Origin of the sequence: Caenispirillum bisanense (assembly GCF_900230255.1) — a bacterium.
GTDB classification, from domain to species: Bacteria; Pseudomonadota; Alphaproteobacteria; order Rhodospirillales; family Rhodospirillaceae; genus Caenispirillum; species Caenispirillum bisanense_A.
Window position 1 is genome coordinate 1 of the sequence record NZ_OCNJ01000026.1, and the last position, 9,610, is coordinate 9,610.

Annotated in this window: 8 protein-coding genes and 4 pseudogenes; 6 read left to right on the plus strand and 6 right to left on the minus strand. The window is 64.8% G+C overall.

Annotated features, from left to right (window positions below; all coding sequences use genetic code 11):
- Nucleotides 1-169 (minus strand): annotated as a pseudogene (locus tag CRP50_RS26265) (IS21 family transposase); the annotation flags it as partial.
- A 186-nt stretch (nucleotides 170-355) separates the two neighbouring features.
- Between CRP50_RS26265 and CRP50_RS24455 the strand changes: the two are divergent.
- A pseudogene (locus tag CRP50_RS24455) lies at nucleotides 356-1,102 on the plus strand (IS3 family transposase); the annotation flags it as partial.
- A gap of 453 nt (nucleotides 1,103-1,555) precedes the next feature.
- Here CRP50_RS24455 and CRP50_RS24460 read toward each other — a convergent pair.
- The gene (locus CRP50_RS24460) at nucleotides 1,556-2,419 is read right to left on the minus strand and encodes a universal stress protein (protein WP_176525341.1); all 864 of its coding nucleotides are present in this window, start codon (nucleotides 2,417-2,419) and stop codon (nucleotides 1,556-1,558) included.
- An 89-nt stretch (nucleotides 2,420-2,508) separates the two neighbouring features.
- On the opposite strand from CRP50_RS24460, the gene CRP50_RS24465 reads away from it, so the two are divergent.
- Entirely contained in the window at nucleotides 2,509-2,733 is a 225-nt protein-coding gene (locus CRP50_RS24465; RefSeq protein WP_097281821.1) for a hypothetical protein, read from the plus strand.
- On the opposite strand, the gene tnpC is transcribed toward CRP50_RS24465, so the two are convergent.
- The 4 genes and pseudogenes from tnpC to CRP50_RS26270 all read right to left on the minus strand — a co-directional run.
- On the minus strand, nucleotides 2,723-4,291 hold the full coding sequence (tnpC, locus tag CRP50_RS24470) for an IS66 family transposase (RefSeq protein WP_097281822.1): 1,569 nt from the start codon (nucleotides 4,289-4,291) through the stop codon (nucleotides 2,723-2,725). The genes CRP50_RS24465 and tnpC overlap by 11 nt on opposite strands.
- Nucleotides 4,292-4,339: 48 nt before the next feature.
- Nucleotides 4,340-4,693 (minus strand): IS66 family insertion sequence element accessory protein TnpB, encoded by a 354-nt coding sequence (tnpB, locus tag CRP50_RS24475; protein ID WP_097281823.1) that lies wholly within the window; start codon nucleotides 4,691-4,693, stop codon nucleotides 4,340-4,342.
- The gene (gene tnpA, locus CRP50_RS24480) at nucleotides 4,690-5,124 is read right to left on the minus strand and encodes an IS66-like element accessory protein TnpA (protein WP_097281824.1); all 435 of its coding nucleotides are present in this window, start codon (nucleotides 5,122-5,124) and stop codon (nucleotides 4,690-4,692) included. Before tnpA ends, tnpB begins: the two co-directional genes overlap by 4 nt.
- 77 nt (nucleotides 5,125-5,201) lie before the next feature.
- Nucleotides 5,202-6,379: pseudogene (locus tag CRP50_RS26270) on the minus strand (IS3 family transposase); the annotation flags it as partial.
- Between the two features lie 252 nt (nucleotides 6,380-6,631).
- Between CRP50_RS26270 and CRP50_RS24495 the strand changes: the two are divergent.
- From CRP50_RS24495 to CRP50_RS24505, 4 genes and pseudogenes are all read left to right on the plus strand, one after another.
- A complete protein-coding gene (locus CRP50_RS24495) occupies nucleotides 6,632-8,650 on the plus strand; it encodes a methyl-accepting chemotaxis protein (protein WP_176525344.1) in 2,019 nt (672 codons plus the stop codon).
- Nucleotides 8,647-8,847, plus strand: a complete 201-nt coding sequence (locus CRP50_RS25375; RefSeq protein ID WP_141415257.1) for a hypothetical protein — start codon at nucleotides 8,647-8,649, stop codon at nucleotides 8,845-8,847. The genes CRP50_RS24495 and CRP50_RS25375 overlap by 4 nt, the downstream gene beginning before the upstream one ends.
- Nucleotides 8,816-9,106, plus strand: a pseudogene (locus CRP50_RS24500) (transposase); the annotation flags it as partial. The gene CRP50_RS25375 and the pseudogene CRP50_RS24500, both read left to right, overlap by 32 nt.
- 221 nt (nucleotides 9,107-9,327) lie before the next feature.
- Nucleotides 9,328-9,606 (plus strand): transposase family protein, encoded by a 279-nt coding sequence (locus CRP50_RS24505; protein WP_176525345.1) that lies wholly within the window; start codon nucleotides 9,328-9,330, stop codon nucleotides 9,604-9,606.
- Nucleotides 9,607-9,610: the final 4 nt, after the last annotated feature.

Sequence of the window (9,610 nt, forward strand, 5' to 3'; positions counted from 1 at the left end):
CATGGCGCCGGTCGGCCTTCTTCTGCGACGGCAGGCGCGGGTCCGTCTCCAGCCGCGCGCCCGTGCTGGGGCTGAAGCCGGCCATGGCCGATGCCGTAATCCGGCGATGCGATTTTCTCAGGGTCATGTACAACCTCGCTTGGTGGTCGGTGATCGGTCTGCCGGGCATCACGGTCATCTTCTTGGCGGTTGAAGACCGGATGTCCTTGGCAGCCGTCGCGGCCACTGGCGAGGGCAAAACCCGCGCCGGACAGGGTCCGACCTACGGCCGGGCTACGCCCGCCCTCCGGTCGGACCCTGTCGTCACCAACAATGTCGCTGGCTCGTCAAGTTCAATGTCGCTGTGCAGCTGCCTGAAGTCAAGCGCGTCCACGACGAGAACTTCCAGGTTTACGGGGTGCGAAAGGTATGGCGGCAGATGCAGCGGGAGGGATTTGATGTCGCCCGCTGCACGGTAGCTCGGCTGATGACGGCGGTGGGCCTAGCGGGTGTTATCCGCGGCAAGGCCGTCAGAACGACGATCAGCGACAAGGGCGGCCCGTCCCCGCTGGACAGGGTGAACCGCCACTTCCGGGCGCCGGCGCCCAACAGACTGTGGGTCTCGGACTTCACCTACGTGGCGACGTGGCAAGGGTTCGTCTATGTCGCCTTCGTCATCGACGCGTTTGCCCGCCGTATCGTCGGCTGGCGGGTGAGTCGGACCGCCCATGCCGGCTTCGTTCTCGACGCTCTCGAGCAGGCCGTCCATCAGCGGCGGCCCGCCAAGGGCACAGGACTTGTTCACCATTCCGACCGCGGGTCGCAGTACCTGTCCATCAAGTACACGGAGCGTCTCGCCGAAGCCGGGATCGATCCCTCGGTCGGCAGCGTCGGCGACAGCTATGACAACGCCCTGGCAGAGACCATCAACGGTCTCTTCAAGGCCGAGGTCATCCACCGGCGCGGCCCATGGCGCAGCTTCGATGCGGTCGAGTATGCCACCCTGACATGGGTGGACTGGTTCAACAATCGCAGGCTCCTTGAGCCCATCGGGAACATCCCGCCCGTCGAGGCAGAGGAGAAATACTACGCCGCCCTGGTGCACCATGCCGTGGCCGCGTAACTAAGATCAATCAGCCTCCGGCAAACCCGGCGCGGTTCAGTCCGCCGCCGAATCATGCCTGGACCTCAGAAACTATTTGCAGCAGGGTCGCAGACTGTACGGCTGCAAAATACAACAGAAGACCTTCCACTGCTCGAATGGGCAGCGGGGTGTCGTCGCCGTATATGCTTGCGCTCAGCGACCAGACAGTGGCCGCTACCAGAATGGTGACTGAGCCAAAGCCATTTCCAAGCGCGGGAAGGGCTATAAAAAACCCGGTAGGCGCTAGAATAGCAGTTCTGCATAAGAATTGCTTAAGAATTGATGGTAGATGTACTCCCTGAACAAGCATGATCTACCCTCTTTCGTTCCGACATATGTTCTTTCTGGACTGATGTTCGCGAGGCCAAATCGGCGCAGTACGCTTTACAAGAGAGTGAACGTCTCCCACGGCGTTCCGTGGCACGCTCAGCCCTAGGATACCGGAGGAACGACCAGAACATCGCACTCAACAGTGCGAAGCACTTCGTCTGCGACGCTCCCAAGCAGAAAATGCTGAAAGCCCCTCAAGCCGCGCGTACCGATCACCAACAAATCTGGCGCGATCTCCTCCACCGCACGTCTGATGAATGCCGCTGGTGCTCCCTCACCGAGGCGAACATCATAGCCCGCTGAGCCGCCGTCGACAGCTGCGATCAGCGCGTCGACGGCACGATGTGCATCAACCGTTTCCCGGGCGACGTAAGCGTCGATGACGTCCTTCTCGAGATCCGCATAGATCATCATACCTTTGGCAAGCGGTTCGAACGTGTGCAGGTGGGTAACGGCGGCGCTACCGAGGAACCCGAGAGCGTGAGCTGTCTTCAGGGCTATTGCCGACACTTCCGAAAGGTCGAGAGCGACCGCAACCTTCTTGTATGGCCCTCGCGGCGACTGGTTGACCATCAGAACTGGCTTTGAACCGGTGCGCATGACGCGTTCTATGGAAGTTCCGACGAAGACGTCCTTCAGGATACGGCGGCGGTGGGCTCCCATTACGACCAAGTCTGCCGCCAGCTCTTGTGCCACATTGACGATGACCTCGAAGGGGTCACCGCCCCTCACCAAGGTGGCGACCTCGCAAACGCCGGATGGGTCGATGCGCGCGGCAGCTTCGCGAAGCAGGCGTTCCGCTCCCAATGACGCGTCGCTGATGAGCTCCGGCGGCTGATCATCGTCGACCACATGAAGCAAGGTCAGCTTCGCCGCATACTGCTCTCGTATCCTTGCAGCGCGGAGAATTGCGAGTTCGGATCGCATAGAGTTGTCGGTGGCGACCAAGATATTGCTGGCCGACATTGGAGTCCCCCCTTTGACAGATAGCATCGCAACTCGACATATGGTAGCGCGGCTGTGCGACCCAACCCCGCTGAGGGCGTTGTCCGGGCATGATGGAGATCACGTCGCTTTCGGATGCCTTCCTGCCGCTGATCGGTCTCGCCGGCTTCCTCGTCTTCGCCGTCATTGCCGGGCCGCTCGTCAGCACCCGCACGCCATTCTCGCCGCCGGCGCTGATGGTTGCAATTGGTGCCGTGTCGGCTTGCCTGCTCGGGGATGCCTTCGAGCCGGATCTGAGTAACCGGGGCATATCGCCCACGGCGATCAGCCGTTGACGGCGGTCTTCCAGTTCCAGGGCAGGAGCTCGTCCAACCGGCTTGCGGGATAGTCCATGACGATCGTCTCGAGGACGCTCTTCAGGTAGGCGAAAGGCTCGACGCCGTTCAACTTCGCCGTCTCGATGAGCGACGCGACGATGGCCCAGTGGTCGCCGCCGCCGTCGGAACCGGCGAACAGCGAATTTTTCCTGACCAGAGTCACTGGCCTGATGCAGCGCTCGACGGCATTGGAGTCCATCTCGACGCGGCCGTCGTCGAGGAAGACGCAGAGGCCGGCCCAGTGGTTGACGGCGTAGCGCAGGATCTCGGCGAGCGGCGCCTTGCCGGACACGCGGGCGAGCTGGGCGTCGATCCAGGTCCGCATGCTCTCCACCAGGGGGCGGGTACGCTCGTCCCGAGCGGCTTGGCGTTCCTCCGGCGCCCGGCCGCGGATTTCGCTCTCGATGCGGTACAGTTCGGCGATCCGGCGCAAGGCCTCCGCGGCCACCGGGGAGCCCTGCTTCACATGAAGCTCGTAGAACTTGCGCCGCAGGTGGCTCCAGCAGAAGGCGAGCGTGATCGGCAGCGGCGTGCCCGCGCCCTTGCCGGCCTTCGCCGTGACGAGGCTCTTGTAGGCGGCATAGCCGTCCACCTGGAGGATGCCGGCGAAACCGCCGAGGTGATCGCGCGCGTGGTCCGCAGCGCGGCCGGCGGCATAGACATAGGCGGCCGCCGGCGGATCGCCGCCGCCCCAGGGCCGGTCGTCTCGCGCATAGGCCCAGAGCTGGCACGTCTTGGTCCTGCCGCGGCCCGGGTCGAGCACCGGCAGGCGCGTCTCGTCGGCGTAGAGCTTGGCCGACGACAGCAGGTGCAGCCGCAACCGGTCGTACAGCGGCTTCAGCCACCAGCAGGCATGGCCGACCCAGCCGGCCAACACCGAGCGGTCGATCTCGATGCCCTGGCGCGCCAGGATGCGGGCCTGGCGATAGAGCGGCAGGCCGTCGGCGTACTTGCCGACCAGCACCTGGGCGATCAGGGCCTCCGTCGGCAGACCGCCGGCCACGACATGATCCGGGGCCGGCGCCTGCACCACGCCGGTCTCGCAGGTCCGGCAGCCGTAGCGCGGACGCCGGGTGACGAGGATGCGGTACTGAACCGGCACGACGTCGAGCCGCCGGCTGACGTCCTCGCCGATCACGTGCCGCTCGCCTTTGCAGCAGGGGCAGACCTTGTCCTCGGGCGCGACGTCGATGACGCGCTCGATCTCGGGCAGGGTCTTGGGCAGCGAGGCCCGCTCGTCACCCGTCCGCCGACGGCGCCGTTCCACCGGCGCGGCCGCGTCCATCTCGGCATGGACGGCGGCGATGCTCTGCTCCAGGTCCTCGAAGGCGAGGGCCAACTGGTCGGGATCGAGCTTCTCGGACCGCCGGCCGAACATCAGCCGCTTCAACTGCACCAGGAGGTGCTCGAGGCGGTCGGCGCGGTCCTTTTCGACGTCGCGCTCCTCGGCCAACGCCAGAACCAGCCGACGCAGGTCGGCGGGATCGGTCGGCAGGGCGTCGAGGTCGAGCGGCATGGCCGGATTTTACCCGCTCCGGCCCCGCCGAGCCAGCCGGAAACCGGCTCAACAGGCGGCTTTCGGCGCTTCCACCGACCGCCGCCAGACGCGCGACCAGTCGAGCCCTTCGAGCAGCATCGCCATCTGCGCCGGCGACACCGTGACGACACCGTCACGCACCGGCGGCCACGTGAAGCGGCCGGTCTCCAGCCGCTTGTAGAACAGGCACAGGCCGCTGCCGTCCCACGCCAGGATCTTGACCCTGTCCAGCCGCTTCGAGCGGAAAACGAAGAGGTCGCCGCAGAAGGGATCGCGCCGCAGGGCTTCCTGCACGAACGCCGCCAAACCGTCGTGCCCTTTGCGGAAGTCCACCGGCTGCGTGCAGAGCACCACCTTCACGCCCGTCGGCGGCGCGATCACCGCGGCCTCCGCAGGGCGCCGATGACGGCGACCGCCAAAGCGGGATCGACGTCGCCCGACAGCACGGCATGCCCGCCATCGACCACCACGTCGATGCGACCCGGCCGCCGTGCATCGGGCTGCGGCGGGCGCGTCTCCAGCTTAGGAGCTTCGACCACCATCTCGGCGAAGGGACCGCCGGCCGCGATCGCGGCTCCCTTGGCGATGTTGGCGTCCCGTCGCCACACCGTAAGCAGGCCGCGGTTCACGCCGTACCGCCTCGCCACATCCGAAATGCTGGCGCCCGGTTGCGCGCTCGCCGCCACGATCTCCGCCTTCTCATCCGCCGTCCATCGCCGGCGCTGCCGGCGGCCCGTGATGACCTCCACACGCTGGTACGGCCTGGCTTCATCTCTGTCTCCAAGCCAGGCATCAAGTCTGTCGCCATCCATCGCGGCCGCACCTCGCTCGCCTCGGAAAGCGATCACGATGCGGCAGAGCGCGCTTCGTCAACAGGTGGGGGAGGAGACCCGCTTACGATAGAGCCGAAACGGTCGGGAAACTCCGGCCGGTACTTCAGGGTCTTGAAGTGGCTTTCCGAGTAGGGATTGTCGTTCGACTGGTAGGGTCGGGAGTGGGTCTTGGTGATGCCGAGGTCGGCCAGCAGGTGCCCGGTTGCCTTGGCGGTCATGGCAGCGCCGCGGTCGGCATGCAGCGTCAGCGCGCCCGGCGTGATGCCGTGGCGGCGGCAGGTCTCGGCGATGAGTTTCTTCGCCTGCGTGGCGCTCTCACGGTCGGCCAGCATCCAGCCGACCACGCAGCGGCTGAAGATGTCGATGATGACGTAGAGGTAGAAGTAGCTCCACTTCTCCGGCCCCTTGAGCTTGGTGATGTCCCACGACCACACCTGGTTCGGCTTGGTCGCGAGCAGCTCGGGCTTGGCGTAGACGGGGTGGCGGAGGAGGTCGCGGCGTTCCCGCACCTCCTTGTTGGCCGCCAGGACCCGGTACATCGTCCGGATCGAGCACAGGTAGGTGCCCTCATCGAGCAGCGTGGCGTAGACCTCGGCTGGCGGAAGATCGACGAAACGATCCTCATGGAGCACGGCGAGGACATGATCCCGTTCGGCTGCGGTGAGCGCCCGCGCCTGCCGACGCGCCGCCGGCGGCGGCTCATGCTGTCTCCGCACCCGACGGTAGTAACTGGCCCGTGGCAGCCCCAGCGCTTCGCAGACCGCCCTGCGGCAGCCGCGCGGCACCTCGGCAACCAGGGCCGTCAGGTCGGCTCGTCGGGATCGGCGAGTTCTATCTCCAGGATCTGACACGCTTTTTTTTGGATATCGATGACAAGCTGCGCCTTGGCGAGTTGACGCTCCAGCCGTGCGTTCTCTCGCCGAAGCCGCTCCAGCTCGGCCACGTCGGCCGCATTCGCAACGGCCGGCGGCCCCCGCCGGACAGGCTCCTTCGGCCGCAAGGCCCCCTGCGCACGCTGCCGTCGCCATTCGACCAGCGACGACGAATACAGGCCCTCCCGCCGGAGGATTGCGCCGGTCTCCCCGGGCTTGGCTTTGTCGAGCTCCGCGAGGATCGCCAGCTTGTAGGCGGCCGTGAACGTGCGCCGCCGTGCCTTCATCGGCACCTCCGGATCCGGAGATGCCGGTGAAGGCACGGCCCCATCAACTGCAAACGTAGGCACAGCCTTCGACATCGCTCACATCCCCCTGCGTCTTGCTCACTAAACGGCACCCATCAGAGTGTCGCAAGCACGCTGTCACAGAGGGGCAGACCGTCCCAAGGCCACGCGCAGCGCAACGTGGAGGCATTTATGGCGCGGACGCGCCGGTGGAACGCATGGAACGCCTGTCGGCCATGCCCCTCCAGAATGCCTGTTTTGCTTGCGATATTGGATAGATCGAATAATTCTAGCGCCCGTGCATCGACATCGGCGCGGGAGGGAAAAATGAGTTGGATGTCGCGGTTCAAAATCGGTGCCAGGATCACCGTCGGCTTCGGGCTCGTTCTGTTGTTGATGGGCGTGTTGATACTCCTCAGCGATCGAACTGGCGACAACGCGAAGAACTCGATGGCGGAGTACGCTCGGGTAGCCGAAAATGCGATGGAGATCGGGCGGATTGATGCGAACGTCGCCAATATGCGGCGCAACGTCATCGTCTTCTCAAACAATGGGTCCGAGGCAGCCGCCAACGAAGTCGCGCGCCTTCGTGCGATGCTCACGAAGGACCTTGAAAAGCTGATCCAAGGGACGCTCGACGCTAGCCGGCGGGCTCGCTACGAGAGGCTTCTGTCGCTCGTCGGCTCCTACGGCGCGAACTTCGACAGAGTTGTCGAACTCCGGCACGAGCAGGAGAACCTCGTGGCAGAGGGCATCAATGAGCTCGGGGCCGAGGCCCGCCGGAAGCTGACCTCCGTCATCGAGACCGCAATGGCCGAAGGCGACATGAGGGCAGCAGCATTGGCCGGACAGACCCAGGAAGGGCTGATGTTGGCCCGCATTTCCGCCGTTCGTTTTCTCGCCACGCCGACCCGTGATCTGGTCGACACGACGAACCAGCGAATCGATGCCTTCGTGAGCCGGGCCCAGTCTCTGGAGCGCCAGTTGACGAACTCTGATGCAAGACGTTTGGCACGTGAAGTTCAGGAGATGGCAGAGCGCTACCGCACGTCGTTCGACGGCATTGCTTCTGCCGCTTTCGCCTTGAACGAGCTGATCGTCAACACCATGGCGGCCGAGGCGGCAACATTCGCCGATACGTCGGCTGAAGCCAAAAAGGTCATGGACGAGCGCATGGTGGAACAGCTGAGGTCGAGTACTGCCGCGATCAACTCTTCGCAAACCGTGAGCCTCACCATTGGTACCGGAGCACTTGTTCTGGGCATTGCCGCGGCCCTGCTGATTGCCTTGGGCATCACTCGCCCTGTCCGGGAAATGACAGCTGCCATGCAGAGGCTGGCTGAGGGCCAACTCGACACGGACGTGCCGGCCATGTCGCACCGCGATGAGATCGGAGCTATGGCGAAGGCGGTCCAGGTGTTCAAGGAGAACGCCCTTCGCGTGAAGGCCATGGAAGAGGAACAGCGCCAGGCGGAAGTGCGTGCTGCCGAAGAAAAGCGCCGCACCATGAATGCAATGGCCGACCGCTTCCAGGCCAGCGTCGGAAAGGTGGTCGAGAGCGTGTCCTCCGCAGCCACCGAGATGCAGTCGACCGCGCAGTCCATGTCGTCCATTTCGGAAGAAACAGCGCGGCAGGCAACTGCCGTCGCGGCCGCCTCGGAACAGGCTTCGGCCAACGTGCAGACAGTGGCTTCGGCGGCCGACGAACTCTCGTCTTCCATCGCCGAAATCGGCCGGCAGGTGCAACACTCCAGCTCGGTCGTTGGACGAATGGCGGAGCAGGCGCGGCATACTCACGAGGTGGTGAAAGGTCTCACTGAGGCTGCCGCGAAGATCGGTGATGTCGTCGATCTAATCACTGACATTGCCGATCAGACCAATCTTCTGGCATTGAATGCGACCATCGAGGCCGCGCGCGCCGGCGATGCAGGTAAGGGATTCGCCGTTGTGGCAAATGAAGTGAAGAATCTCGCCAACCAGACGGCCCGCGCGACCGAGGACATTAGCCGCCAGATCAACAGCGTGCAGGGCGAGACTCAAACCGCTGCCCAGGCAATCGAAGAAATCGTCAGCCGGGTGGCGGAAGTGAATGAGGTGGCGGCGACCATCGCGAGTGCCGTAGAGCAGCAGGATGCGGCAACGCAGGAGATCGCGCGGAATGTCGATCAGGCCTCCGCTGGAACGACAGAGGTGACCCGGAACATTGAAGGGGTCACGCAAGCTGCCGGAGAAGCGGGCCACGCTTCAGAACAAGTGGTCGCAGCTGCGGCGGAACTGGCGCGTGACGCTGACCTGCTGAGGCGCGAGGTGGAAGACTTCCTTGCGTCAGTCCGGAGCTCTGCATGATCGACATCTTCTGGGGGGCGATCGTCGTTATTCAGTCGGCGACGCCGGTCTTCACGGATCGCGTCGACGAGGTTCGTAAGCGTCCGGCCGTCCCCCCAGAACCGGTCAGGGTGAACCGCGCCGGGTTTGCCGGAGGCTCCAACTCCAGAGTAGGATGGAGCCCTCATGAGCAAGACGATGAACAAGTTTTCCCCTGAAGTCCGCGAGCGGGCGGTGCGGATGGTGCTGGACCATCAGGGCCAGCACGAGTCCCGATGGGCGGCCATCTTGTCGATCTCGGCCAAAACCGGGTGCGCGGCGCAGACGCTCAATGAATGGGTCAAGAAGGCCGAGGTGGATAGCGGTCAGCGGGCCGGCATCCCGACCGAGATGGCCGACAAGCTCAAAGCCCTGGAGCGTGAGAACCGGGAACTGCGGCAGGCCAACGAGATCCTGCGCAAGGCGAGCGCTTATTTTGGGTTCTTCACGAGATTCCGGGGAAGGCGGCGGACAACGGCGCTCTCTGACAAACTGGTAGTCGCCAAACATCGCAGACTGCCAGAGAGGCACCGTTGCCCGTGGGAGAGTCTATGTCGTGGCTCGGCGGCTGGGAAGGCTACCGGGTCAAGCGCGTCGAGCGCCGCGAGGGTGAAACGCCGGAGATCTGGGTCCACCTCGATCGCCGGCCGAGCGGCGGGATGATCGGCGACGGCTGCGGCAACCGAGGCGACAGCGTCCACGACGTCGAGATGCGCATGGTGCGGGACCTGCCGATCCTGGAGGCCCGGACGTGGCTATCGGTGCCGCGCCGCCGGGTGGCGTGCCCGCACTGCGGCCAAAAACTGGAGCGGCTGACGTGGCTGGACCGCCATGCCCGCGTCACCCGGCGGCTGGCCGACAGCGTGGTGCGGCTGTGCGCGGTTCTCCCGATCAAGCAGGTGGCGTCATTCTTCGGCCTTGGCCTGGCATCGGCCTGATACG

What these genes read in the sequence shown, in the direction of transcription:
- CRP50_RS24460 (WP_176525341.1), bottom strand. Translation starts at nt 2,419, where the DNA reads ATGTCGGCCAGCAATATCTTGGTCGCCACCGACAACTCTATGCGATCC.
- CRP50_RS24465 (WP_097281821.1), top strand. Translation starts at nt 2,509, where the DNA reads ATGATGGAGATCACGTCGCTTTCGGATGCCTTCCTGCCGCTGATCGGT.
- tnpC (WP_097281822.1), bottom strand. Translation starts at nt 4,291, where the DNA reads ATGCCGCTCGACCTCGACGCCCTGCCGACCGATCCCGCCGACCTGCGT.
- tnpA (WP_097281824.1), bottom strand. Translation starts at nt 5,124, where the DNA reads ATGGATGGCGACAGACTTGATGCCTGGCTTGGAGACAGAGATGAAGCC.
- CRP50_RS24495 (WP_176525344.1), top strand. Translation starts at nt 6,632, where the DNA reads ATGAGTTGGATGTCGCGGTTCAAAATCGGTGCCAGGATCACCGTCGGC.
- CRP50_RS25375 (WP_141415257.1), top strand. Translation starts at nt 8,647, where the DNA reads ATGATCGACATCTTCTGGGGGGCGATCGTCGTTATTCAGTCGGCGACG.
- CRP50_RS24505 (WP_176525345.1), top strand. Translation starts at nt 9,328, where the DNA reads ATGATCGGCGACGGCTGCGGCAACCGAGGCGACAGCGTCCACGACGTC.